Origin of the sequence: Acetobacter sp. P5B1, assembly GCF_018811985.1 — a bacterium.
GTDB classification, from domain to species: Bacteria; Pseudomonadota; Alphaproteobacteria; order Acetobacterales; family Acetobacteraceae; genus Acetobacter; species Acetobacter cerevisiae.
Genome location: NZ_JACRVS010000002.1, coordinates 262875 through 288530 on the forward strand (window position 1 = coordinate 262875; position 25656 = coordinate 288530).

Genomic DNA, 25656 nt, shown 5'->3' on the forward strand with positions numbered 1-25656 from the left:
ATGACGTCCCTTTCCCTCGTCGACAACCAGACAGACGGACACGCCACAGCGCTGGTTGAGGCACGGCATGTCAGTCAGTCCTACCATAAAGACAGTGCGGTTGATCTGCTGGTTCTGGATGATGTCAATCTGACTCTTAATGCGGGAGAGATTGTTGGCCTGCTGGGCCGGTCGGGTTCTGGAAAATCGACATTCCTGAGGATTTTGGCTGGGCTGCTTTCCCCTTCATCCGGTGAGGTGCTCTGGAAAGGGGACGCCCTGAAAGGGCCGGCGGATGGCGTTGCCATGGTCTTTCAGTCCTTTGCGCTCTTCCCGTGGATGACGGTGGAAGAAAATGTCGCACTCGGGCTGGAAGCCAAGGGCATTACGGGCGAAGAGCGCGACAGGCGGGTGGAAAACGCCATCGATCTGATTGGCCTTGGCGGCTACGAGAACGCATGGCCCAAAGAGCTTTCTGGCGGCATGCAGCAGCGTGTGGGGCTGGCCCGCGCACTGGTCGTGCAGCCTGACCTGCTCCTGATGGACGAGCCGTTTTCCGCTCTGGATGTGCTGACAGCTGAAAATCTTCGGACAGATCTGGTCGAGCTGTGGTCAGAAAAAAAACTGCCCGTTCAGGCCATGCTGGTGGTGACGCACAATATTGAAGAGGCCGTTCTGATCTGTGACCGGATCATGATTTTCTCTTCCAATCCGGGTCGTATTGCCCATGCCCTGACGGTGCCGTTTGCGCACCCGCGCGACCGGGAAGATCCAGCCTTTCGCCAGTTTGTGGACCATATTTATGCACTGATGACGCAACGCGCCCCCATTATTTCCGAGGCCGATCTGGCTGTAGGCGTAAAGCAGGCTGTTCAGGCCACGCCGTCCCTGATGGCTTTGCCGATGGTGTCCATCACGATGATGATCGGGATGATGGAAGCGCTGGCGGCCCCGCCCCTCAACGGCCGGGCAGATCTGCCCATGCTGGCGGAAAAGCTGCAACTGGAACTGGATGACCTGTTTCCGTTAGGCGAATCCCTTGAGTTGCTAGGCCTGGCGGAACTGGAGGATGGTGACATCCTGCTCACCAATGAAGGCGTGCATTTTGTGCTAAGTGACCTTGATGAGCGCAAAGCCATTATGAGCCATGCGCTGCTGCATCATGTTCCACTGGTTAAAATGATCTGCACCGTACTGGATGAGCGTCCATCCCATAGCGCAAATGCTGATCGCTTTCGGGATGCTCTGGAAGAGGCGATGTCACCCGACTATGCCCGCCAGACGCTCCAGACGGTTATAGGCTGGACCCGCTTTGCTGAATTGTTTGATTTTGATGAAGAAGGAGATCGCTTCTATTTGGAAGAAGCGATCTCTGAGTAAGTCAGCGGGTCAGACGTCTGCGCGTTTGAAGCGCGATGCGTAGAGTTTGCGTGCCTTGGCAACCTTGGGCGCAATTACGGCCTGACAATAGCCCGTGGTCGGGTTGCGCTCATAGTAATCGAAATGCATGGCTTCAGCTGGCCAGAAGGTCTCTAGCGGGACAATCTCCGTGACAATTGGCGCGTCCCAGAGACTGGCCTTTTCAATTTCCGCCTTAACGGTCAATGCGGCATTTTTCTGCACGTCATCCGCATAAAAAATGGCGGAGCGATATTGGGTGCCAATATCGTCCCCCTGCCGGTTCAGTGTGGTGGGATTGTGGAGTGTGAAGAAAATTCTCAGCACATCCTCATATCCGATCACGCTCGGGTCGAACTCCAGCCGAATGACTTCCGCATGACCGGTCGTGCCAGTGCAAACCTCCTTATAGGTGGGCTCTTTCTTATGGCCGCCAGCGTAACCGGGGGCGATGGAGAGAATCCCCGCCATGTCCCGAAAAACAGCTTCCATGCACCAGAAGCATCCGCCGCCAAGAACGATAGACTGGGACATGTTCATTCCTTCACAGTGTTTGGCATCAGGCGATGCGGGCGAGTGCCGCTTTCAGGCGAACACTTTCACCCTGCTGGGCTTCCAGACGATCCCGCATTTCCTGAACGATTTCAGGTTTAGCGCGTGAGACGAAATTTTCGTTCCCGAGTTTTTTCTCGGTCTTGGCGATTTCATCGTCTGCCTTGGCGAGTTCCTTCTTCAGGCGCTCCTGCTCGGCGGTGATATCAATCAGCCCTTCCAGCGGAATAATCAGCGTCGCTTCATCGACCACAGTCTGAGCAGAACCACGCGGCACGTCACCCTGCTGTGGAGCAACGTGAGAAACGCGCGCCATGCGGCCAATGGCTTCCTGCCAGCGTTCAGCCCGCTCCACGGTTTCCGGAGCAGCATCCTGCAGGAAGACCGGGGCCTTCTGTGCAGGTGGCACATTCATTTCCGCACGGACCGTCCGGATTTCAGAAATCAGCCGAATGATGTGATCACATTCCGCCTGCGCTGCTTCTGCTCCTGTCAGAACAACCGGCTCCGGCCATGCCTCAGAAATCAGGCTCCCCTGCTTACCAAAGCCGAATTCGGTCCAGAGTTCATCTGTGACAAACGGCATGACAGGCTGCAACAGCCGCAGAATGATCCCCAGAACATACGCGGCAACAGCGCGGATTTCAGCGGCTTCGGCAGCATCATCGGACGCAAAAACAGGCTTTGCGAATTCAAGGAACCAGTCACAGAAGCGGTTCCAGACAAAGCGATAGCAGCTCAGCGCGTATTCATCGAAGCGATAGGCTTCCAGAGCTTTAGTGGCATCCTGAATAGCCGTGGAGGCTTCTGCAATAATCCACTTGCCGAGCGGGGATGTCACGCTCTGTGGGTCAAACTCGTCCTGTGCCTTCACGCCGTTCATTTCACAAAAGCGGGCAGCGTTCCAGATTTTGGTGACAAAGGCGCGGTAATCTTCAACCTTTTTCCGGCCCAGCTTCACATCACGACCAATGCCTGTCAGGGCGCAAATGGTGAAGCGCATCGCATCCGCGCCGTAGGCATCAATCAGCTCAAGCGGATCAATCCCGTTGCCCTTACTCTTGGACATTTTCTGACCGCGTTCATCACGCACCAGACCGTGAATGAAAATGTCGCGGAACGGCACATCATGCATGAAGTGTTCGCCCATCATGATCATCCGGGCGACCCAGAAGAAAATGATGTCAAAGCCGGTTACCAGCACGTCAGTCGGGTAATAGCGCGCCAGTTCCGGTGTCTTGTCCGGCCAGCCCAGCGTGGAAAATGGCCAGAGGCCTGATGAGAACCACGTATCCAGAACGTCTTCGTCCTGAGACAGTGTTTCAGTTGTGCCATAATGGGCATCGGCCTGCTTCTGAGCGTCAGCTTCATCATGCGCTACAAATACGTGGCCGTCCGGGCCATACCAAGCCGGGATGCGATGCCCCCACCAGAGCTGACGGGAAATACACCAGGGCTGGATGTCCCGCATCCACGCAAAAAACGTGTTTTCCCACTGTTTGGGCACAAAGGAAATTTTACCGCTGGTGACGGCCTCAATGGCAGGTCCAGCCAGCTTGCCGGCATCGCAATACCACTGCGTGGTCAGGCGTGGCTCAATAACCGCGCCGCCCCGCTCTGCGTGGGGAACCTGATGGCGATGCGGTTCAATTTTCTCGAGCCATTCCAGTCTTTCCAGCTCCGCGACAATGCTCTTGCGGGCTTCCTCACGGGAAACACCTGCCAGACTTCTCACAAAAGCCGGGTCAGCAAGACCGTCAACGCTGCTCAGTTCGTCTTCAATTTCGTCCAGAACCACGCGGGCCTGCTCATCCAGAATGGAAAGCATGGGCAGATCATGCCGCCGACCGACCTCAAAATCGTTAAAGTCATGCGCCGGGGTAATCTTCACTGCACCGGTGCCCTTTTCAGGGTCGGAATGCAGATCGGCCACGATGGGGATCAGGCGTCCTGTCAGCGGGAGGCGAACGGACTGGCCGACCAGCGCTGCATAACGCTCGTCTTCCGGATGCACAGCAACAGCCACGTCGCCCAGCATGGTTTCAGGCCGGGTGGTGGCGACAGTAATGGTTTCGCCCGGTTTGCCCTCCACCGGGTAGCGGATGTACCAGAGCTTACCGGCGACGTCCTTGCTTTCCACTTCAAGGTCAGAAATAGCGGACCGGAACATAGGGTCCCAGTTGACCAGACGGCGGTCCCGGTAAATCAGCCCTTCCTTGTAGAGGGTGACAAACACCTCTTTGACCGCACGGGACAGACCTTCGTCCATGGTGAAGCGCTCACGCGGCCAGTCCAGCGAAGCCCCCAGCCGGCGGAGCTGGCGGGTAATGCCGCCGCCAGACTCTTCTTTCCATTTCCAGACCCGCTGCACGAAGGCCTCGCGACCCAAGTCCTGCCGGGTGGTGTTTTCGGCGGCCAGAGCCCGCTCGACAACCATCTGCGTGGCAATGCCAGCATGGTCGGTGCCGGGCTGCCACAGGGTGTCAAACCCCTGCATCCGCTTCCAGCGGACCAGCGTGTCCTGCAAGGTCATGGTCAGGGCATGCCCCATGTGCAGGGTGCCGGTCACATTCGGGGGCGGGATCATGATGGTGAACGACTTCTTGCCGCTCTGCGGGTTAGCCGAAAATGCCTTTTCGCTCTCCCACAGCTCGTAAAGTTTTTTCTCTGTCTCAGCAGGCTCAAAAGTCTTGTTCAGCATGATATCCAACCAGAAAACATAAAAAGGCGGAAGGCATCTCATGCCCCCGCCTTTGGAGAGTTATAGTCTCAGCTTTCCCCACAGGAAACATCTGACACGCCTGCTTTTCATCGTAAGCGACAAAAATCAGGACTGCCAGAGCAGAGACCGAGCCATTGTTGATGACAACCGACCTGAGTTTTTAGCGACCAGGCTGATTCACAGCATAGTCGTTCAGCCCCCACAGACGGTCTTTTACGGCTTTGTAATATGCTTTGTCGTCATAGAGCGGGACGCTCAATTGCAGATCAGCGGCTGTCAGGCGGCCGATGGCGGATGCGACATTGTAGGACGCAAGGACCATATTGCTCAGGCTCTGTACCAGCGCGACCTGCGCCTGAAGCAGTGTTTCCTGCTGCTGCAAAACTTCCAGCGTTGTGCTGGTGCCGACAATAGCCTGTCGTTCGACACCATCAAGCGCAACGGTGCCCGCTTTAATGGCAGCGCGGTTGCTTGAGATAGCCGCCTGATAGGAAACCAGTTTCTGCCAGTTTGAAACAGCATCCTGCGCGGCTGTCCTGCGCTGAATATCCACTTCACGGTGCGCTGCCTGCGCCTGCTGCTTGGCCTGCCGAACAGCAGCGTATTCTGAGCCACCCTGATAAACAGGAATATTGAAATTCAGCATGGCATATTTATTTTCATCAATTTGATGATTGAGGCTCTGGTTAATCTGCCTGCTGTAAGCCGCTGTTGCCGAAATTTTGGGCATGATAGCTGCCATTGCGACAGCGACTGCATCTTTCTGCGATGATTCGGTAAAAAGAGCATTAATCACGTCAGGATTATTCTTGACCGCCATGGCTGCCGCAGTCTGTTCGTTTTTAACGGGCAGCACCAAAGGCTGAGGAGGGACCAGGTTGGGCGGAGGAGCCATCCCTACAATCTGCATGTAGGTGGCTTGTGCCGTCTGAAGGGTGCCTTCGGACTGCTGGCGCGTAGCTTTTGCTGAGGCGTAAGCAGATTCGGCCTGAGCGACGTCTGTCCGGGTAATTTCGCCGACTTTGAAGCGTTCATTAGTGGCGCGCAGCTGTTGCTGCAGTACGCGTTCGTTATTGATGTTGAGCTGCAGAAGCTGCTCATCTTCGATAACGCTCACATAAGCATTCACAACATTTTTAAAGACCTGCTGCTCAACTGAAATCAGATTGGCGCGAGCCGCCATGACTTTATTGACAGCCTGATGCGTGGAGGCGGTCGTTTTGCCCCCGCTATAAATTGGCTGCTGAATTGTCAGGCCAGCTGTATAGCCTGGTGTATCATAAATCCGTAGATAGCCAGGCTGATCTGCCGAGCCCTGATAATCGTTTGTTCCCTTATAATAGGTCAATCCCACAGTTCCTGTCACGGTCGGACGCCAGCCCGCAAGTGCTGTAGGAACCTGCTCATCTGTTGCGCGTAGAGTTGCACGTGCCTGCTGCAGCGTAGGATTGGTCAGGTAGGCTGAAGCAAGAGCTTCCTGCAGTGTATGCGGAATAAAGGTGGGTGAACCACTCCCGTCATACTTCTGGGCCCACGCAGTGGAACTGCAAAGCATGGCCGCCATGCCCATCCCGACCCCGTAAATACGCCGCATTTGTTTCTCCTGCCTGAATTAGAGCACAAATAAATAGTTGCCACTTCATGCCACGATGAAAGGCATATTTCTATCTTTTATCATCCGAAAAACTGAATGATGGCAAAATGCAGGATTTTATTGAGTTGATAAGCGCAATTGCAAAGATAAAATTGGCCTGCGATTACAAATCAATAGCCATCTCTCTATGCACAGCTTTACACGTGCGCTTCCTGAGAGGTGTCTATTCATAAAATTCAGAGAAATCCACTTTTCAAGTTTTAGCTTAACTAAAACTGGAGGTCCGGGCGGGAATCGAACCCACGTACGCGGATTTGCAGTCCGCTGCATCACCATTCTGCCACCGGACCGGTGTGGTGTGAGGGCCTTATCTCTCTTAACGCAGCTTTGGTCAAGCCATTGCGTGCAGGATTTTCAAAACGCCTAGGTGTAGGGAGATAAGCTGTTGCCTCTTATCGTTTTTCAACCCTGTGAGAGATCATATGCTTGCGGGTAATCTTGTGAAGGGTGTCTGATACCGGCGCAGAGATAAACCCGCTTCAAATGCGGGGCATTATCCCCCCGCGTGCTCTTTCTGCCCCACATCAAGGCTTTGCAGAATATGCTTGCGCAAAAAAACTGGCAGCAGGCGCTCGGCAACGCGAAGAACCCGAAACTGCCAGGGGAAAATCAGTTCTGCCTGCCCGTTCTTTACTGCTTTCATGATCTTGTGGGCTGCACTTCCTGCGGAAACAAGAAATGGACGCGGCCCTTCCAGTCGCTGACTCATCGGGGTGTCGACAAAACCCGGTATCACAAGGGTTAACTGAATATTTTTCGGGCGCCAGGCCAGATCGGCAGCCTGAGCAAAGCAGGCAAGGCCAGCCTTGGAGCTGCTATAGGATGCCGCGAACGGGAGCTCATAGAACCCGGCAACCGAACCAATCAGAACAATTTTTCCGTAACCCTGGCGGAGCATGCTTTGTGCGGCAGCCGTCGCAAGCGTTACCGGCGTTGCATAATTGACCAGCGCGAGCTTCAGAACGCCCGCAGGATCTTCTGTCTGTTGATCGGGGGATTTAATATCGGACAACCCTGCCCCGAGGATGACCAGATCCAGCCCAGAGCGCTCCTGATCTTCCCGGAGGGCGGCAAGAGCGGCTTCACCATTGGAAAGATCAATCTGACGAGGAAAAACCTCAGCTCCACGGGCGCAGCATAGCTTGGCAATTGCGTCCAGCCGCTCTTTATTGCGGCCCCAGAGCATGAGCACGCGACCGGGTTTCGCGTAGCGTTTTGCCAGTTCCATACCGATGCCGCCAGTGGCTCCTGTAATCAGCACAGACCGGAGTTCGTGCCTGCTGGTTGAGACCTTGTTCACACTTCCCCCTTTTCCATTCCGTCGGAATGATGCATCACCTTGCGGTTTCCAGGCCCAGTTTGATGGAGTACCGATGACTACCCCGAACCAGATCGTCGTTTCCGCCGTCTCGGGCGCTCGTCAGCTTTCGCTCTTCATCAAGCTTCCGCGCCTTCTTTACAACGACCAGCCCAGCTATGTCCCACCTCTGGACATGGAGCAGCGCGATATGCTCCATCCGCGCCGGTCGCCGTTCTTCAGCCATGGCACAGCATGTTACTTTCTGGCCTGGCGTGATGGGAAGCCCATCGGGCGAATATCCGCTCAGATTGATACACTTGCTCTTGAGCAGCCCGGCCCCAGAACGGGGTTTTTTGGCGCTCTGGATGCCTTGGACACCGACTGCGTCAAGCCCCTGCTGGATGCCGCGACAGGCTGGCTCAAGGCGCAGGGCATTGAACGGATCAGAGGGCCGTGGACCCTGAATTATCACGGTGAATCGGGCACCATGATTGAGGGGCAAATGGAGCCTCCCATGATTGGCACAGGCTGGCACCCGGCCACGCTTGGGCCAGCCATTGAGCAGGCCGGCTTCTCCAAGGCGATGGATCTGCTGTCCTACAGGATGGAAACCAGCCCCGCAGCCGAGCAGGCCAACCGGATTCCCGCCAATCTGCGACAGCGACTGGGCGGCATCACGGTGCGTGGGCTGCGTAAAGACCATATTGATGAAGACGCGGACATCCTGCGGTCGATTTATAACGACGCATGGGAAGGCACGTGGGGCAATGTCCCCATTACAGAAATTGAAATTCGCTCTCTGCTCAAAGCGTTAAAACCTGTCTTGCGGCCGGAGCAGTATGTTCTGGTCGAATTTAAAGGGGAGCCGGTCGCAATTGCGCTGGTCATCCCGAATATTTTTGACCTGAATGGCGATGTTGGCGGCGCGCCTTCCCCGCTTGGGTGGGTCAAACTGGCATCGCGTCTGATTGCGCACGATTTCTATTCTGCGCGCGTGATTTTGCTGGGCGTGAAGAAAAAGCTGGCTGGTACGGCTCTCAGCGCCATTATTCCCGGGCTGCTGATTGATGAGCTGATGAAGCGAGGTCGCGATCTTCCTTATCGTACGATTGAGCTTGGCTGGGTGCTGGAAACCAACATGCCCATCCGCAACCTGATCGAGCGCATTGTGCCTGTTCCCTACAAGCGCCACCGCATGTACGAAAAGCTGCTTTCCTGATGCGCTTAGGTCAGGCTGAAACTTCTCTTTTCAGCCTGACCTGGTCCCCTAAAGATGGCTCCAGCCACCTTTGGTGAACGGCATGGGCTGGCCCTCGGCGTCAAGGACCTGCACGCCCATTTTTCCTTCATGAAAGTAGCCAATGCGGGTCACCGCAACAGGCCCGTGAAGGGTTTCTAGCACCCCTGCCCGCATGAGCGCGGATTCGTGCGCAGGTGGAACCGCAAACAGAATCTCGTAATCATCCCCACCCGTGAGGCACACATCCAGCCAGTCCGGGCCACAGGCTCGGGCCGCATCGGATAGTGGAACGGCATCGGCGCTGAGGGTCACGGCCAGTTCATTCTCACGCGCAAGGTGGCCTGCGTCCTGCAGGAGGCCGTCAGAGACATCCATGGCTGCGGAGGCCTGGCCGTAGAGAGGCAGGCCTATACGGGGCTGTGGGAGCCTGTAGCGGTTGCTTAAGTGGCTGGATGGGTCAGGCAGGAGCCCTTGCAGAGCACGCAGACCCAGAGCGCCGTCACCAATCGTGCCGGTCACCCAAAGGCCATCACCAGCCCGCGCGCCGACGCGCCGGATAGCCTGCCCGCGAAGAACCGAACCCAGAATGGTCAGAGAAAGGACGAGAGGCCCCTGCGTGGAGGTTGTGTCCCCTCCCAGCAGGCTGAGGCCAAAATGCTTCTGGTCGGCCTTCAGGCCGCTGCAGAAGGCTGTAAACCATGCATCGTCCAGACCCGGAGGCCGGGCCAGTGTGAGCAACCACCCTTCGGGCGTCGCGCCCATGGCTGCAAGGTCGGATAGATTACAGCGGAGGAGCTTGCGCCCGATGGTTTCAGGAGGATCGTCTGGCAGGAAATGAACGTTTTCCACCATGGCATCAGCAGCAATGACGAGGTCTCTGTCTGCAGGCGGTGTAAAAACGGCAGCATCATCCTTCAGGCCCAGCGCTGCCGGGCCTGCAAGCTCGGAAAAGTGCCGATGGATGAAGCTGAATTCCTGCGGCAGATCAGTCAGCGGGACCACCTTCTTCTTCGTCTTCTTTTTCTTCCGTCGTGCCGTTTGCCAGTCTTTTCATGATGGTGTCGAGCACCCCATTGACCAGCTTGGGTTCATCACCCGAGAAGAAACCGTGTGCGATGTCGATATATTCGTTAATCAGCACGCGCGCCGGCACACTGGATTCAAGCGCTTCACCCAGAGCGGCCTGAAACAGAGCGCGCAGAACCGGGTCCAGACGCGCCACCGGCCAGGTTGCGGGGAGTGTCTGCGTCAGCTGCTCCAGAATAACGCCGCGTTCCGCGACGCCCTGCCGGACAATGGCGCAGAAAAGCTGCGTGTCGGCCTCAGGAATGCACCCTTCGTCATAAGACGCATTGTCTAGTGTGGTGCCAAAACGATGCACCTGAAACTGCTGAATGACGCTTTCCGGGCGATCTTCATTCTGCTCAATCTGAAAAAGAGCCTGAATGGCGGCAACGCGGGCAGCGGTGCGGGGCCGTTGCGCGCCTTTGAGTTCTGAATGGTCCTGCAGCTCTGTCATCCCTATCTCCTGCTACCCGTATGAGGGAGCGGGGTTTCATGGCTTCTTTATGCCACGAGGTCCAGTCTTTTCCTGCGAATCAGGTTCTAACGAGTCCATTGACGTCAAAATTTCCGAAAAATCCCGGCCTTCCGTGAAGTCTCTGTACACACTGGCAAAGCGGACATATCCGACGGTATCAACCTCTCTCAGCCCATCCATGGCCAGTTCCCCGATACGCGCTGAAGGCACTTCGGTTTCCCCGGTGGCTTCGAGTTGACGCACCAGCCCTGTGACGATCTGTTCGATTCTGCTTTCCGACACAGGGCGCTTGCGCAGAGCGATCCGGATCGAGCGGGTAATTTTCTCCCGCTCAAACGGCGCGCGGCGTCCATCAGCCTTGACGACAATCAGATCGCGCAGCTGTACGCGTTCGACTGTTGTAAAACGCTGGCCGCAGGACAGACAGGCTCTGCGCCGGCGAATGGCCGAGCCTTCCTCATTGGGACGACTGTCCTTGACCTGACTATCCGGGTTCCCACAAAAAGGGCAACGCATCGTGACGTGAGCCTTTCTCACTCTGGCACCGAAAGGGCCGGTGCTTTTTCAAGCTTGGCCTTCTGGCGCGACATTGCGGTATAGTGGCCGCAATAAAATTCTTTTGCCCCACCAGTTTATACCGGTCACGGGCTATTAAAAACTGGAGTTACGATGAAAATGCGTTTTCGTGCTGGCTGTGTCGCTGCAATGCTGGCTGGTCTGGCCCTCTCCGCTCCCGTTATGGCGGAAGATCGGGACCCCGACAAATCTCTGCCTGGCCAGGATAACGCCCAGAACGACATCACCATTACCAACACCCGCATGCAGTTCATCAAGGGTGAAAACCGCATGGCAGGTGTTTATTTTACAATCGCGAATAATGGCGGCAACGCACATCTGATGACCGATGTCCGGTCTTCAGCATGCCGGACGCTGGTCGGGCACCATTCTGATCAGGAAAGCACGCCGGGCACTTTGTCCCTGTTTACGCATCTTTCCTTACCCGCCCATACAACCCTCGTGTTTCCACGCGGGGGGTATCATCTGCTGTGTCTGGATCCGGACGCCTCTGTCCAGCCGGGACAGGACGTTTCCTTTACCTTCAGCTTTCTGGGTGGTTCATCCAAAAGCGTGACAATTAAGCTGGATCAGGCTGAGCCAACGCCCTGAAGGCAGGATTTCTTTTCCTCCCGGTTATGTCCTCGTGATGAGGATTACGCCGGGAGGAAAAGAGAGCGACTTAGAGAGGTTACACTGAGGTCGGGTTTGTCAGGGTCCGTTTCACGGCCTGATGCCAGCCAGCAATCATGGTCTTACGCTGTTCATTCGCCATGGAAGGCTTGAAGAGTGCGCCACGGGCCCATTCAGACGCCAGCGTCTTCTCATTTTCCCAGACACCAGTTGCCAGCCCGGCCAGGAACCCTGCGCCCAGAGCCGTAGTCTCAATGTTGCTCGGACGCTCAACATTGACCTGCAGCATGTCGGCTAGGAACTGACAGAACCAGTCATTCGCAGCCATGCCGCCATCAACGCGCAGAGCCTCAGTTGTGCCTGCTCCGTCCTGCGTCATGGCTGTGACCAGATCCAGAGTCTGATAGGCAACAGATTCCAGAGCGGCACGCGCAATATGGGCGGCAGTTGCATCAAGCGTCAGGCCGCAGATCAGGCCACGGGCATCCGGGTCCCAGTGCGGCGCACCAAGCCCCACAAACCCCGGTACCATGTATACGCCGTGGCTGTGCGGGACGCGCGTTGCCATATCGTCTGTCTGCGACGCATGCGTAATCAGATGCAGGCCATCACGCAGCCATTTGATAGCGGCACCAGCCACAAAGATGGAGCCTTCCAGCGCGTAAGACGTCTTGCCGTTGATGCGGTAAGCAATGGTCGTCAGCATTCGGTTTTTGGAGGTGACTGGCTTTTCACCCGTATTCAGCAACACAAAGCAGCCTGTGCCATAGGTGGCTTTGGCCATGCCCTGAGCAAAACACGCCTGACCGACCACAGCAGCCTGCTGGTCCCCTGCCATGCCGGCAATCGGAATGGCGCGGCCAAACAGAGCCGGATCTGTCTCACCAAAAATGGTGCTGTTGTCCTTCACTTGCGGCAGCAGAGCGGCCGGAATACGGAACAGACGCAGCAGATCATCGTCCCACTTCTGCGTGTGGATATCGAACAGCAGGGTCCGGGCCGCATTGGTAATATCCGTTGCATGCACCTTGCCGCCGGTCAGACGCCAGAGCAGGAAGGAATCAATAGTGCCGAACGCCAGCTCGCCCTTTTCTGCTCTGGCCCGTGCGCCGGATACATTATCAAGCAGCCAGGCCAGTTTGGTGGCGGAAAAATAGGGGTCCAGCAGCAGTCCGGTGCGCTCACGCACAAGAGCCTCAGCCCCTTCATCCCGCAATTTCTGGCACACGGCTGCCGTGCGACGATCCTGCCAGACAATGGCGCGATGGATCGGCTTACCGGTTGCGCGTTCCCATACAACAATGGTTTCACGCTGGTTGGTGATGCCAATCCCGGCAATGCGGTTGGTACCACCGGCTTTTTCCAGCGCTGCGGTGGCTGTCGCTTTCGCGTCGTTCCAGATATCTTCGGGGCAATGTTCTACCCAGCCAGGTTCAGGATAGTGCTGAGCAAACTCCTGACGGGCGCTTGAAATTTCCTGGGCATTCCGATCGAACACAATACTGCGCGTAGAGGTCGTGCCCTGATCAATCGCCAATACGTAATCTTGCTTGCTCATCGCACGTTATCCTTATGGCTGGAGCAATTAATCTTGAGCAACGTCAGGCTGCCGGGCCCGAACGATCGCTGGCATGAAGGGTTTTACAACCCCCTGATAGAACCCGGCCCCCACTACACCGCCCAGAAGCGGTCCGGCAACCGGCACCCACCAGTAATTTCCAGGAGACGGGAAAGCTGCTTCCCCCCACCCGGCAAAATAACAGAACAGACGCGGCCCGAAATCACGTGCCGGATTGATGGCCCACGCTTCCAGATAGCCAGCGGAAGCGCCGATTGTTGCCACAAGCAGGCCGATAATCAGAGCGCCCGAGTTCGCCTGCGGAGCCTGCGTGTTGTATTCACACGTTACCGCGAAAATCCCCAGAAGCAGCATGGCTGTCAGGATGGTTTCATCCACAAATGCATGCATCGGGGTGATGAAATCGCCCGGATGGGTAAAGAAGACGCCAGCCGCCGCTCCGTCATGCCGCCAGTCCAGATGGTTAACGGCGGCATAATGCGCGATGACGGGCGAGAAGAGCGTGTAGACAATCACCGCGCCCAGAAAGCCGCCGACAACCTGCGCTGCCCAATAGGGCACAACTTTTTTCCATGAAAAACCACGGTAACAGGCCAGCGCCAGTGTCACCGCAGGGTTGGCGTGCGTGCCGGAGACTGCGCCCGTGACGTAAATGGCGATCGTCACGCCCAGTCCCCAGACAATGCAGACGCCCCAATACGCCATTTTATAGGGGCTGGGGTCGTAGAGCGCATACATCGCTGCTACGGAATCCCCAAAAACAATAATAATAAAGACCGCAATGCATTCAGCGATCAGTTCGCCAATCAAGGCGCGTTGGGTGGTTGTCATACTTTCCTCTTTTTATTTTTTATTTGGAAAGAGATGGCTTGGGATTAAAAAATCAGGCTACCTTCTTCTTTACATAGTCTGCAACCGCGTTCTTTTCAGCCTCGTTCAGATGCAGGCCCATTTTGCTACGGCGCCACAGAACATCTTCCGGTGCGCGGGCCCATTCCTTGCCGATGAGGTAATCGACTTCACGCGTGGTCAAATCCCCACCCAGAAGTTCGCCCATGTCCTGCATGGAGGCAGCCTCACCGATAATCTCATAGGCCCGGCTTCCATAATTGCGCATCAGCCGCCATGCAAGCTGTTCCGGCAGCCAGGGAGCCGCACGACGCAGGCGTGCCAGAGCACCCGCAAAGCCGCCTTCCCCAATATCGCCGCCCGGAAGCACTTCGCTGGCAGTCCAGCTTGCGCCGGCAACGACCGGCAGCACCGGAGCCAGTTTTTCCAGAGCATGCTCGGCCAGCTTGCGGTAGGTGGTGATCTTGCCACCAAAGATGGAGAGCAGCGGGGCGCCGTCTGTGGTGTCCAGATCCAGCACATAATCCCGTGTAACGGCGGACGCATTGGCAGAGGCATCGTCATACAGCGGACGCAGGCCAGCATAGCTCCAGACCACGTCGCTTTCTTTGACCTGCGTCTGGAAATAGCGATTCACGCTTTCACACAGATAGGTCACTTCGTCCGGCGCAATGCCGACGGTGCCGGGCGCTTCTTTCCACGGGATATCCGTGGTGCCGATCAGCGTATAATTCTGCTCATACGGGATGGCGAACACGATACGCTTGTCCGGGTTCTGGAAGATGTACGCCTGCGGCCCTTCAAAAACGCGCGGGACAATAATGTGACTGCCCTTGACCAGCCGCACGGACTTGGAGTTAGGGATCTTCAGGGTTTCAGAGAGCAGTTTGGCAACCCACGGGCCAGCGGCATTAACCAGCGCACGGGCGCGCACCGTGCTGGTCTTGCCGGTGGCACGATCTTCCAGAACGGCTTCCCAGACGCCATTGACCCGGTCCGCCTTGATCAGACGGGTGCGGGTGCGGATCTCAGCGCCACGTTCAGCGGCATCCAGCGCATTCAGCACCACCAGTCGGCTATCCTGCACCCACCCATCTGAATACACGAAGCCTTTGGTGTATTCAGGCTTGAGCGGACGGCCTGAAGAATGTGTGCGGAAATCAACGGCGCGGGACTTGGGCAGCGTCATGTTGGACGCCAGATGATCGTACAGGAACAGCCCTGCCTTGAGCATCCACGCCGGGCGCACCAGTTTGGAATGCGGCAGCACGAAACGCATCGGCCACATAATGTGCGGCGCCATGGCCAGCAGACGCTCACGTTCTGTCAGCGCTTCACGCACCAGACGGAATTCATAATATTCCAGATACCGCAGGCCACCGTGAATCAATTTGGTGCTGGCGGAAGAGGTATAGCTTGCCAGATCATCCTGTTCGACAAGCAGAACCGAGGCCCCGCGCCCAACAGCATCACGCGCAATACCCGCGCCGTTAACGCCGCCACCAACAATCAGAAGATCATAGGGCTGTGCAGGAGAAGGAGCGGAATCTGACATTTTTTCTTCCAATTACACCAAAACGGGACACTGGCCTTATTCGTATCCGAAAATGTAAGCCAAAAACAATGGCTTTAATGTGACGTAAACCGGCTTAGAAATCCTTTTTTGTTTTCTTTTCCGAAAATTGGCTTTCGTTTGCGATATGCAGACAGACGCCTGTCTCTTTTAGGATGCCGCGGATACCCTCAGGCGGTGCCTGATCTGTATAGAACGCGCTGACTTCGGAAATGTGCCCCACACGGGCCATGGGGCGCCGTCTGAACTTTGTGTGATCAGCCAGCAGAAAGACGGTGCGTGAGTTTCGGATGATGGCCTGTGCTGCGGTAATTTCATCCACATCAAAGTCCAGCAGCGTACCGTCTTCATCAATGCCGCTAATGCCAATAACGCCAAAATCAGCCCGATACTGCTCAATCATGGCCGCAGCAGCCGGGCCGACAATGCCTCCATCCCGCAGCCTGACCGTACCACCCGCAATCACAACATTGCATTCAGGGGCCGGCGTCAGCAAGCTCGCGACATGAATGTTGTTGGTGATGACGCGCAGGGCCCTGTGCATCCGTAGAGAGCGGGCGAAAGCCTCGGTCGTGGTGCCGATATTGATAAACAGAGAGGCTCCATCCGGGATCGCCGCCGCCGCGCGCTCTCCAATAGCCTCTTTCTGTGAGAGATTGAGAATCTGACGATCACAATATGCAATATTTTCTGCAAAAGAGAGTGCACTGGCACCCCCATGATGACGCGCCAGAGCCCCTTCCGCCGCCATGCTGTTCACATCGCGCCGGACAGTCTGCACCGTGACATGCAGGGCTTTCGCCAGATCCTCGTTCGCCACATAGCCCTGCTGCTGCACAAATTGCAGGATACGGGCGCGCCTTTCGTCTACGGAGGCCATTTTATACTCCCTGTGCGGTCTTCAGAACCGCCAGAACGGCTTCCCCATAGCGCTCCAGCTTGGAACGACCAACGCCCTTCACTTCCCCGAGTTCGGCAAGGCTGGTCGGCATGTCCAGCGCAATGTCCCGCAAGGCGGAATCATGGAAGATCACATAAGGCGGAATTTCCTGCTCCCGCGCCTCATCCAGCCGCCAGCTCCGGAGGGCGGCAAATACAGCCTGCTTCTCTTCCGGCAGCTCTGCCAGCGTTTCCGGAGTGCGGGTGCGGCTGGCCGCTTTTTCCAGCTCCTGCGTAGCGTCGGCCCGCAGACTGACAGATTCCTCCCCGCGCAGAATGGGCCGGGCGACCTCCTGATTGAGAGCAAGGCCGCTATATTGCCCTTCGCTCCGCAAGGCACCGCGCGCAATCAGTTGTCGCCCCACTCCGCGCCAGAACGGCTCGCTTTTATCTTTCCCAATGCCCCAGACCGACAGCGTGTCATGATGGTTGCGTTCCACCGCATCCGTCAGCTTGCCGCGCAGCACGGCGATGATATGCAGCGCACCAAATCTCTGCCCGGTGCGATAGACAGTGGACAGGAATTTTCTGGCGGCATCCGTGCCGTCAAAGGTCACAACGGGATAACGGCAGTTATCGCAATGGCCGCATGGGCCTTCCAGCGTTTCGCCAAAACAATGCAACAAGGCCCGTGTGCGGCAGCCGGTCGTTTCCGTCAGAGCAATCATGGCTTCCAGACGGCTGCGCATAATGCGTTTTTCGCTGTCAGGTGCACTGGACTGGTCCAGCCAGTAGCGCGCGCGCGCCATATCCTCGCCACCATAAAGCAGCACGGTTTCAGACGGCAGGCCATCACGCCCTGCCCGCCCGATCTGCTGATAATAGGCTTCCGGAGAGCCGGGCATGTCGAGGTGAATGACCGCTCGCACATCGGGCCGGTCAATTCCCATTCCGAACGCGACCGTTGCCACAATCACAATCGGCTCGCCTGAACGGAACCGCAGCAAGGCAGCTCGCTTCTCGATGGCGGAAAGACCGGCGTGAAAAGCGAGTGCTGTCCAGCCTTTGTCCCGCAGGGCTGCGGCAATACGCTCAGTCCGGGCACGACTGCCGCAGTAGACAATACAGGCCTCATCCCTATGTCGCTCAAGAACAGCGGTAAGCTGCCGCATTTCAGAGGCTTTGGGGAGAGCCGCGATATTGAGGTTGGACCGATGGAAGCTGGAAACCAGCACCTCGGCGTGCGGCATATCCAGCGCGGTGAGAATATCTTCCCGCGTGCGTTCGTCGGCGGTCGCGGTAAGCGCAATGCGCGGAACATTGGGAAAATGTTTGGGGAGCGAGGCCAGCGCGCGATATTCCGGGCGGAACTCATGACCCCACGCAGAAATACAATGGGCTTCGTCAATTGCAATGACGGAAATAGGTTGCCGCGTCAGCCGTTCCAGCGTGCCGGGGGAAAGCAGACGTTCGGGAGATACATACAGCAGGTCAACGCGCCCGGCTGCCAGATCTGAACGGATTTTTGCGGCCTCATCTCCTTCCAGTTCGGAATGGAGTGCTGCGGCATTAATGCCGAGTTGTCGTAGCCCGGCCACCTGATCATCCATCAGGGCAATCAGGGGAGAGATGACCAGCCCCATGCCGGGGCGGCAAAGGGAAGGAACCTGATAGCAAACGCTTTTACCGCCGCCTGTTGGCATCAGGACAAGGGCGTCCCGGCCTTCCATGATGCACGCGACCGCCTGCCCCTGCAGGCTCCGAAAATCGGGAAAGCCAAAAACGGCGTGCAGAACGTCTTTCGGGCTGGTGCCCACAAACCGGTCACGCCCCCCGGCATCCCGCGGCAGAGCAGGAGCCGGAGGTGTCATGTCGGTTTGTATCTCAGTCATCGAAAATCAGGAATTCACCAGTTCAATTTCTACACGACGTGCGCCCACAGTCATGCCTTCGCCATTGGTGGGAGCGCGCGGCGTCTGGCGGATACGGTCTCCGGAGATACCATCCTCATGCAGGGTCGCTGCCACGAGTTTGGCGCGCTGAATGGCAATTAGAGCGTCGGCGGAGAGGTCCCCGCCGGCTGCGGCATAGCCTTCAACCTGCACAATGCTGCCGGGGTGGCTCTCGGCCTTCCGCGCGGCTTCAGCAATCACGTTTCTGGCGGTGTCATTCAGTTCCACAGACTGATTGGAAAAGAAGACGACATATTTACGCGCGGGCTGGGAGGCGCACGCAGCAAGAATGGAAAGGCCCAGAAGAGGCAGCAGACGACGCATGATGAAGATCCCCAACACGATAAAAAGACGCTCAAAGTAATTTTATAAATCTGCCTGTAAAACTTTCGGGAAGCCAACTCTTTTCGCGCTTTGCGACCAGGGAGGCTTCTCCGCCTGCTGCTCAGGCGGCGGCGGCCGTTGCAACCCCGCCGGACAGACGCCAGATCCGATCCAGTGTTTCCACGCCAGTCAGGCGATGTGCAATCAGGATCACGGTGCGACCTTCTGTCACGGTATTAAGCGTGCGCAGGAAGTCCTGCTCGGTTTGCGCATCAAGGCCGGTAGCCGGTTCATCCAGAATCAGAATGGGAGCCTGCGTCAGCAAAGTTCGGGCCAGTGCGATACGCCGCCCCTGCCCGCCAGACAGTTTGATGCCCCCTTCGCCCAGCCAGGTATCCAGTCCGTCCGGCAGAGTTTTCACTACGTCTGCAACAGCGGCTTCTTCCAGTGCTTTCCACAGATCGTCTTCCGTGGCGTCCGGGCGGCCAAGCAGCAGGTTGGCGCGAATGCTGTCATCAAACAGATGCGTGGCCTGAGACAACCATGCCATACGCCGACGAAGGGAGTCCGCCTTGATGTGGGAAATCTCTTCTCCACCCAGCGTGATGCTTCCGGCTTCCGGCACTGCGGCTTTAAGAAGCAGTGCGGCAAGGCTCGATTTCCCGACGCCTGAAGGACCAAGAATGGCAACCCGTGCGCCTGCCGGGATATCCAGCGTCAGCCCATCGAACACCAACGGGCGATCAGGAGCCCAGCGGAATTTTACGCCTTCCAGATGAATATGCGTGTCTTCCGGCGCATCGGTCTGCGTCGCGAGTTGTGTGGCGTTAGGCGTGCTGGCGGCGACCTCCACCACACGCCGCGCCGCAGCCCCCATAACACCAGCCTGCAAACCAGCTCGTGTCAGGGCCCCAGCACTTTCAAAAGCAGCAACGGTCAGGAACAGAATGCCAACCGCAGCCAGTGCAGAAATATGGAGGGAAAACGCTCCGGCCGCAGCGAGCAGAACCAGAAAGATTGCAGCCTGCCCACAAAGAAAAGCAGAGGCATTGGCATACGCCGCCCGACGCGCCAGCCGCATCTGGCCAGCAAGCAGGGCAGCATCATCTGCCTGAACATGGGAGAGAATGCGTCCTTCTGCTCCAAAGGCACGGATTTCCCGCAAGCCGCCCACCAGATCAAGCACACCAATGCGCAACGCTGCGAGGTTTTTCCCCAGACGCTCCCCTTCCGCCCGACCAGATTTGGCAATCAGGTAAGGCACGAGGAACGCAGAGCAGGCAAACAGCACACCGACGAGTACGCCCAGAACGACACTCTGCCGCCCAAGCTGAATCACCAGAATGGGCAGCGTCAGGCAGGCGCAGGCAAACGGCACCAGAATACGCAGATACAGCCCATCCAGTGTGCCGATGTCAGACACAAGGCGAGAGAGCATGTCGCCCGCACGCCGGAACCCCAGCCCGGCAGCAGCACCCTGCGCCAGAGAATGGAAAAACCAGACACGTAGATCAGCCAGCGCACGGAACATGGCATCATGCGCAAAAAGCCGCTCGGCATACCGCAGAATAACGCGCCCACCACCAACCCAGCGCAACAGCGCGGTCGTGATAACCACTTCCCCCAGCACGCTGCTGGCCAGCCGAAGCCCGGAAGCCTGCATGAGCACCAGCCCAAGGCAAAGGGCGATCAGCGCCAGCATGACGCCAATAATCAGCCGGGGCGCCTGACGATGCCAGAGGGTCAGAATACGCAAAATGGCCTGGCGGTCCGTCAAAGCCGGGGTACTGCCGTCTGTCTGGTCTGAAATTTTCATCTCACGCGGCTCCCTGCCGTGCCACAACGCGGCCCATCTGGAGGTCCACACGCCGTCCGTTAAACATATGTACGGCTGCGGAATGGGTGGCGAGAACAACCGTCCGGCGCAGCGCCAGACGTTGCAGGCTTTCAAAAACGCTTTTTTCGGTAGCTGGGTCCAGATGCGCGGTTGGTTCATCCAGCAACAGGATGGGGGCGTTTTTCAGATAAGCGCGAGCAATGGCAATGCGCTGGGCCTGACCACCAGAAAGACCAAAGCCCCCTTCCCCAATCCGTGTTTCCAATCCATCCGGCAGAGACGGTAAAAACTGGTCCACAGCAGCCGCTTTCACGGCGGCCATCAGGTCCGCCTCATCCGCATCCGGGCGGGCAAACAGAATGTTGTCTTTCAGCGTTCCGGCGAACAGAACTGGCTTCTGGCCAATCCATGAGATCATGCGGGACAGGGAATCCGGAACAATACTGTCCAGCGGTGCCCCGTTGAATCGCACACTCCCGCTATCCGGCTGAATGAAGCCGAGCAGCAGTTCCATGATGGTTGATTTACCAGAACCGGAAGGCCCTGCCAGAATCAGGGTTTCCCCCGCAGGAACGGTAAAGCTGACATGGTCCAGCGCAGGCCCACGGGCGGGATCCCACGTAAAACAGACATCTTCCAGAGACACCATGACGCCGGAGGCATTTACGGTGCGCGCGCCATCGGGTGACGGGCGCGGCAGAGCCTCGGGCAGATCCAGAATGGCAGTCGCAGCTCCCTGAGCATGCGCACGGTCCTGATAGGCCAGAGCCAGTCCCCGCAGGGGGGCGAAAAATTCGGGAATAACCAGCAGGACGAACAATCCACTGGTGAGCGTATGCGCCAGAGCCGGAGAAACTCCGCCAGACAGCAGCGTCATGGCCTGCTTGCCGTCCATAATGGCGATCAGCACCAGCGCTATGACCATGGCGCAATCAATAGAAGCAGAAGACAGAAATGCAACGCGCAGAATTTTCATGGTGCGCTGCCGCAGTTCTTCGGCGGCCTGTCCTAGTCGTTCCGTTTCATCATCGGCGCGGCCTGCCAGCACAATGGTGGCAATCCCTTTCACACGGTCCAGAAAACGGGCCTGCAGACGGGTCATCGCCAAAAATTGATTGCGGGATGCTACGGCGGCGCCAATGCCAAACAGAGCCTGCCCAAATGGCACAGCTGCGCCGCACAGACCAAGCACCAAAGCAGCATGTGGCTGAATGAAGGCTACGGGCAGTAAAATCAGCAGAGGTGCGGCAATCCACAGAACTGAAGCAGGCACCCAGCGGCCAAAAAAGCCGTCCAGAGCTTCCACCCGATCGACCGCAATTGTTGCCAGCTCGCCACTATGGGTTTTGCGGAGCAATGCCGGACCGCCGGTCAGGATGGAGGCCAGCACCTCCCCGCGCAGCCTGCGTCGGGCATCAATCCCAGCCTTGGCAGATGCTGTATCGCTCAATGCCATAATAAGGGCACGAAGGAGCGCTAACCCCGCAAAAGCCAAAATGGGCCACAAGACAAGGGTTTGTGCGCCACCACCCGAGACAAGGCCGACGAGGGCATGCCCGAGAACAGTTGCTACACACCACGCCTGCCCAACACCCAGTAGACTGGACAGTAGCCCGAAAACTACAACCGGTCGCGCTGCCTGACGCCCCAGACGCGACTGTGTCCGCGTCCAGTCACGTATCGCTGCTTTGTCACCACTCATAAACTAGGCATTTATACCGGACAGCGAAGGACGCAAACACCTAAGGACGCCGCTCCCTACTGCGGGCAGAGCATAACGCCTATGCCCCGGCGTATGAGTGGCAGGTCTTTTATGCATCAAAAGACACTTTTTTCACTCGCTGATCAGCGGAAATACAAATTTATAGACAGTCCCATTTTCCCCGTTTCGGAAAAGTTGGGCATTGAGCTGCCGGGCAAAGCCGCGGATCAGTTTTCGGCCAATACCGTGTCGTTCGCCAGGTGTGTCGTCATCAAAGCTGCACCCGATTCCATCATCTGCAATCGTCAGGGTGACAATCTGATCTACCAGACGCAGTGCGACGGAGATGGTGCCGTGTCGCCCATCAGGGAAAGCGTATTTGATAGAGTTGGTGACAATTTCGGTCATAATCAGCGCCAGAGGCACGGCCTGATCGGGGTTCATCCGGAAGTCATCAGATTCAACCTTGAGCGTAATCCGCCCGGTCTCCCCCTCCCCCGCAACATGCAAAGTCTGCTCGCACAACTCGCGCAGGAAGCTGGCCATATCCAGACTATCCAGTCGGTCTTCCGCATAAAGCGTTTTGTGCAGAGTGGCCAAAGCCCGCACCCGGTCTCGCGCAAGCGCAAACTCTGCCCGGACCTCAGGGTGAGAGATCCGGCTGGCCTGCAAATTCAGCAGCGAGGCCACAATCTGAAGATTATTTTTCACCCGATGGTGAATTTCACGCATCAGAAGCTCCTGATGCGCCATCGCCTTGTTCAGCCGCGCCTCGTGCCGACTCAGTCTGCGCGTGGCACGGGTAAAGGCTTGCCCGAGACGTTGAAGTTCCAACGGCATAGCGCGGGTAATGCGAGCATCAAAAACCCCTTCCATTTGCCATTTTTGCACAGAATAAGTCAGGCGGCGCAGCGGCCAGACAAGAACAATGTTGGCAGCCAGAGTCACGCCAATCAGGCCCGCCACCAGAAGAATCATTAGCGCCGAGATTTCCAGCACCATCGTGCGCAGCGCATCGGCTTCTCGCGGAGTTCTCTGGGTGGCCACCAGAATATCGGCCCCACCGGCAATAGCTCCCAGTGCATAGCCTCCTTCAGCCGTTGGCATGGAGACCACCGAGCCCTCGCTAGCCTCCAGCCTTTGCTGTAACTGATGCACCACCGCCTCTGCCGGGGGCACCCAACGACAGTCCGTACAGACGGAAGACAGCGTTCCATCCTGATTGATCAGCCAGGCCTGGAGGGGATTGCTCTCATCAGAAAACGCCTGCCAGCCAGCACTATTAGCCAGATAGGCCGCTTTTCTGGAAAGTTGCAGGATGCCGACCAGATAGCCGCGTGTTTCCGGAATGGAGAGGAAAATCGCCGGAACTGTAATCCGTAGGAAAGTCCCTTTAGAGTCCGGATTTCCATCTTCCTGCACGGCTTCCAGCAAGGTTCCCTGGAAGGAGGGCGCGGGGTCTGTAACACCGATATTCTGGCACCCGCTCCCCGGCGGTGAGATCGTCTGGATAACCTGCCCGTCACTATCCAGAATGCCAAGGAAACAATAGCGCTGCCCACTCATGGTCTCAGCCAGACGCAGGGCATGGCCAATCTGTTCCGGGGTTAGCCCCATCCCGCCAATAGTTTCCAGAGCACTCCGCAGGCGATCCGTATCGTGCCGGAACTGCAGATCCAGCCGGGCAATGGCTGTGGCAGCACGTTGAGCGCTGCCAACCATCAGTTCATTATAATTATGGAGGGCCAGAACGGTGCTGATTGCCAGAACGGGAATACCCGAAAGGCAGATCAGCAATCGCATCCGGGCGCTGGTGGTTGCGAAAATATGGCCCAATCCGGATAGCAGGGAGAGAAGGACATAGCGCACCGAGCGCCATTGCCGCTTCCCCTTCCTCTGCGGATCAGGATTATTCTCCGCGATCTTCTTCAATGAGCTTCAGCAATTCTTCAGGGATAGGCTCGTTCGCCACGTCGTCAAAAAGCTGATGCAGTCCTCGTTTTAACCAGAGATCAAAAGCCTGATCAGACGTTGTCTCTGGTTTTTTTCGTGGCTTTTTATCCATCGTCTTGCCCATCTGGCGGCATTGCTGCACCCGGCCTGATGGAAAGGTCACATCGTCCGCGTAAATCGTCATCTGACATGCCCAAGCCTGCTCAGTCTCTTCCCGCTTCTTCGGTGGGCTTTCAGGCCCACACAGTTCTCTTATCAAACAGCCTTAGAAGCGTTCTGGCTGTCCTGCTGGCTGAGCTTGCGGCGGAGAGCCGCTGCCTGTGCTTTCAGCCGTTCATTCCCAACATGCTCTTCACCCGTCATCCAGGCTTCAAGCTGTCGTCTTGCACGGAATACACGACTTTTGGCGGTACCAACAGCACACCCAGCAATATCAGCAAGTTCCTGATAGCTCATTCCTTCCAGCACACCCAGCACCAAAGCTTCCCGCTGGTCGTCTGGCAGACGTGCAAGGGCTGCATCAAGGTCTTTCAGAACAATCCGGTCTTCATGCGGGGCATTGGTCGCTAGGAAGGAGGCGGGCATATCATCAATGTCAGTGGTGTCGCGCTTCTTACGCAGATCAGAGATAAAGCGGTTACGCAGAATACGGTGCATCCAGGCTGCAAAATTTGTGCCTGGGGCAAAACTGTTCTGGGCAGAAAGTGCATTGCAAACGGCGTCCTGCACCAGATCTTCCGCTGCCGCGCGATTGCGGGTGAGAGCAAGAGCCTGAACGCGCAGTTTAGGGAGAATGCCGATAACCTGATCGTGGAATGAAACTGTCATGATCTTTTTCTCCGCCTTTTGCATTGTCTTGCAGGATGAATGAACGGCGGCGAGGAAAGGTTACACGGTTTTTCAAAAAAAATTTCTGAGGGCTTCCTCTCATGCAGACGGCTCATTCTCTCCGTCCGGATCTTCCAGCAAAGTTTGCAACTGTGTCCGGGCGCGTGAGACCCGGGTTTTCATGGTGCCAACCGTGACGCCGCAGACCATGGCGGCATCCTCATACGTCATTTCCTGCGCGCCAATCAGCACCAGTGCTTCCCTCAGGAGGGGGGAAAGTTGCCACAGAAAATGGTCCAACTCCCGGATGGTTTCCCGCTCCTGCAAGGAGGAACGGCTTTGTGTCACTCTGTCAGGGCTGGCGGCGTAATCGCTCAGGACTTCTCTCTCCCGGTTACGATGTCGGGTCTGCTCCAGAAAAAAATTTCGCAAGATGGAAAAAAGCCACGCTTTAAGATTGGTGCCCGGCGCAAACTGTTCGGACTTGCTGAGAGCCCGCAAAACAGTTTCCTGTACCAGATCATCCGCCAAAGCGGCGTCTCTTGCCAGAAAACGGGAAAATGCGCGCAGCGACGGAACTAACGCTAACAGCTCTGTGCGAGAGAAC

The 25656-nt window shown here is 57.0% G+C and carries 22 protein-coding genes and 1 tRNA gene; 3 read left to right on the top strand and 20 right to left on the bottom strand.

Going from position 1 to position 25656, the window contains the following annotated elements:
* Positions 1–1359 (top strand): nitrate/sulfonate/bicarbonate ABC transporter ATP-binding protein, encoded by a 1359-nt coding sequence (locus tag KP703_RS02605; protein WP_215753715.1) that lies wholly within the window; start codon positions 1–3, stop codon positions 1357–1359.
* 9 nt (positions 1360–1368) lie between these two features.
* Here the strand turns inward: KP703_RS02605 and msrA are convergent, their stop codons facing one another.
* The 5 genes from msrA to KP703_RS02630 all read right to left on the bottom strand — a co-directional run bounded on the left by msrA (position 1369) and on the right by KP703_RS02630 (position 7605).
* On the bottom strand, positions 1369–1911 hold the full coding sequence (gene msrA, locus KP703_RS02610; protein WP_215753716.1) for a peptide-methionine (S)-S-oxide reductase MsrA: 543 nt from the start codon (positions 1909–1911) through the stop codon (positions 1369–1371).
* Positions 1912–1936: 25 nt separating this feature from the next.
* The gene (locus KP703_RS02615) at positions 1937–4630 is read right to left on the bottom strand and encodes a valine--tRNA ligase (protein WP_215753717.1); all 2694 of its coding nucleotides are present in this window, start codon (positions 4628–4630) and stop codon (positions 1937–1939) included.
* 181 nt (positions 4631–4811) lie between these two features.
* Positions 4812–6245, bottom strand: coding sequence for a TolC family outer membrane protein (locus KP703_RS02620; protein ID WP_215753718.1), 1434 nt, complete (start codon positions 6243–6245; stop codon positions 4812–4814).
* A gap of 276 nt (positions 6246–6521) precedes the next feature.
* A tRNA-Cys gene (locus tag KP703_RS02625) sits at positions 6522–6595 on the bottom strand.
* Positions 6596–6798: 203 nt separating this feature from the next.
* Positions 6799–7605, bottom strand: coding sequence for an SDR family NAD(P)-dependent oxidoreductase (locus KP703_RS02630; RefSeq protein WP_373687417.1), 807 nt, complete (start codon positions 7603–7605; stop codon positions 6799–6801).
* Positions 7606–7678: 73 nt separating this feature from the next.
* Between KP703_RS02630 and KP703_RS02635 the strand changes: the two genes are divergently transcribed.
* The gene (locus KP703_RS02635) at positions 7679–8824 is read left to right on the top strand and encodes a hypothetical protein (RefSeq protein ID WP_062273696.1); all 1146 of its coding nucleotides are present in this window, start codon (positions 7679–7681) and stop codon (positions 8822–8824) included.
* Positions 8825–8872: 48 nt separating this feature from the next.
* On the opposite strand, the gene thiL is transcribed toward KP703_RS02635, so the two are convergent.
* Genes thiL through nrdR form a run of 3 tightly spaced genes read right to left on the bottom strand, consistent with a single transcriptional unit; the run spans position 8873 to position 10901 of the window.
* Complete coding sequence (gene thiL / locus KP703_RS02640) at positions 8873–9847, bottom strand: thiamine-phosphate kinase (protein ID WP_373687418.1); 975 nt, start codon at positions 9845–9847, stop codon at positions 8873–8875.
* On the bottom strand, positions 9831–10364 hold the full coding sequence (gene nusB / locus KP703_RS02645) for a transcription antitermination factor NusB (RefSeq protein ID WP_215753719.1): 534 nt from the start codon (positions 10362–10364) through the stop codon (positions 9831–9833). The genes thiL and nusB overlap by 17 nt, the downstream gene beginning before the upstream one ends.
* Before the next feature lie 36 nt (positions 10365–10400).
* The gene (nrdR, locus tag KP703_RS02650; protein ID WP_062140362.1) at positions 10401–10901 is read right to left on the bottom strand and encodes a transcriptional regulator NrdR; all 501 of its coding nucleotides are present in this window, start codon (positions 10899–10901) and stop codon (positions 10401–10403) included.
* Positions 10902–11054: 153 nt separating this feature from the next.
* Here nrdR and KP703_RS02655 point away from each other — a divergent pair, with 153 nt between their 5' ends.
* Positions 11055–11552 (top strand): copper chaperone PCu(A)C, encoded by a 498-nt coding sequence (locus KP703_RS02655; RefSeq protein WP_215753720.1) that lies wholly within the window; start codon positions 11055–11057, stop codon positions 11550–11552.
* A gap of 79 nt (positions 11553–11631) precedes the next feature.
* Here the strand turns inward: KP703_RS02655 and glpK are convergent, their stop codons facing one another.
* The 12 genes from glpK to KP703_RS02715 form a co-directional block, all read right to left on the bottom strand.
* Complete coding sequence (glpK, locus tag KP703_RS02660; protein WP_215753721.1) at positions 11632–13131, bottom strand: glycerol kinase GlpK; 1500 nt, start codon at positions 13129–13131, stop codon at positions 11632–11634.
* A gap of 27 nt (positions 13132–13158) precedes the next feature.
* A complete protein-coding gene (locus KP703_RS02665) occupies positions 13159–13983 on the bottom strand; it encodes an MIP/aquaporin family protein (protein WP_062273686.1) in 825 nt (274 codons plus the stop codon).
* A gap of 52 nt (positions 13984–14035) precedes the next feature.
* Positions 14036–15556, bottom strand: a complete 1521-nt coding sequence (gene glpD / locus KP703_RS02670) for a glycerol-3-phosphate dehydrogenase (RefSeq protein ID WP_062140370.1) — start codon at positions 15554–15556, stop codon at positions 14036–14038.
* Between the two features lie 94 nt (positions 15557–15650).
* Entirely contained in the window at positions 15651–16454 is an 804-nt protein-coding gene (locus tag KP703_RS02675) for a DeoR/GlpR family DNA-binding transcription regulator (RefSeq protein WP_215753722.1), read from the bottom strand.
* 1 nt (position 16455) lies between these two features.
* Complete coding sequence (gene recQ / locus KP703_RS02680; protein WP_215753744.1) at positions 16456–18324, bottom strand: DNA helicase RecQ; 1869 nt, start codon at positions 18322–18324, stop codon at positions 16456–16458.
* Between the two features lie 27 nt (positions 18325–18351).
* Positions 18352–18729, bottom strand: coding sequence for an OmpA family protein (locus tag KP703_RS02685; RefSeq protein ID WP_062273749.1), 378 nt, complete (start codon positions 18727–18729; stop codon positions 18352–18354).
* A gap of 121 nt (positions 18730–18850) precedes the next feature.
* Positions 18851–20545, bottom strand: coding sequence for a thiol reductant ABC exporter subunit CydC (gene cydC, locus KP703_RS02690; protein WP_215753723.1), 1695 nt, complete (start codon positions 20543–20545; stop codon positions 18851–18853).
* A 1-nt stretch (position 20546) separates the two neighbouring features.
* Entirely contained in the window at positions 20547–22268 is a 1722-nt protein-coding gene (gene cydD / locus KP703_RS02695; RefSeq protein ID WP_215753724.1) for a thiol reductant ABC exporter subunit CydD, read from the bottom strand.
* Positions 22269–22400: 132 nt separating this feature from the next.
* Positions 22401–24071, bottom strand: a complete 1671-nt coding sequence (locus KP703_RS02700; protein ID WP_062140478.1) for a sensor histidine kinase — start codon at positions 24069–24071, stop codon at positions 22401–22403.
* 106 nt (positions 24072–24177) lie between these two features.
* Positions 24178–24333 (bottom strand): NepR family anti-sigma factor, encoded by a 156-nt coding sequence (locus tag KP703_RS02705; RefSeq protein ID WP_231558340.1) that lies wholly within the window; start codon positions 24331–24333, stop codon positions 24178–24180.
* Positions 24334–24476: 143 nt separating this feature from the next.
* Positions 24477–25049 carry a sigma-70 family RNA polymerase sigma factor gene (locus KP703_RS02710; RefSeq protein WP_062140479.1) on the bottom strand — a complete coding sequence of 191 codons (573 nt, stop codon included), beginning with the start codon at positions 25047–25049 and terminating at the stop codon, positions 24477–24479.
* A 99-nt stretch (positions 25050–25148) separates the two neighbouring features.
* The gene (locus KP703_RS02715) at positions 25149–25640 is read right to left on the bottom strand and encodes a sigma-70 family RNA polymerase sigma factor (protein ID WP_231866189.1); all 492 of its coding nucleotides are present in this window, start codon (positions 25638–25640) and stop codon (positions 25149–25151) included.
* Between the last annotated feature and the right edge of the window lie 16 nt (positions 25641–25656).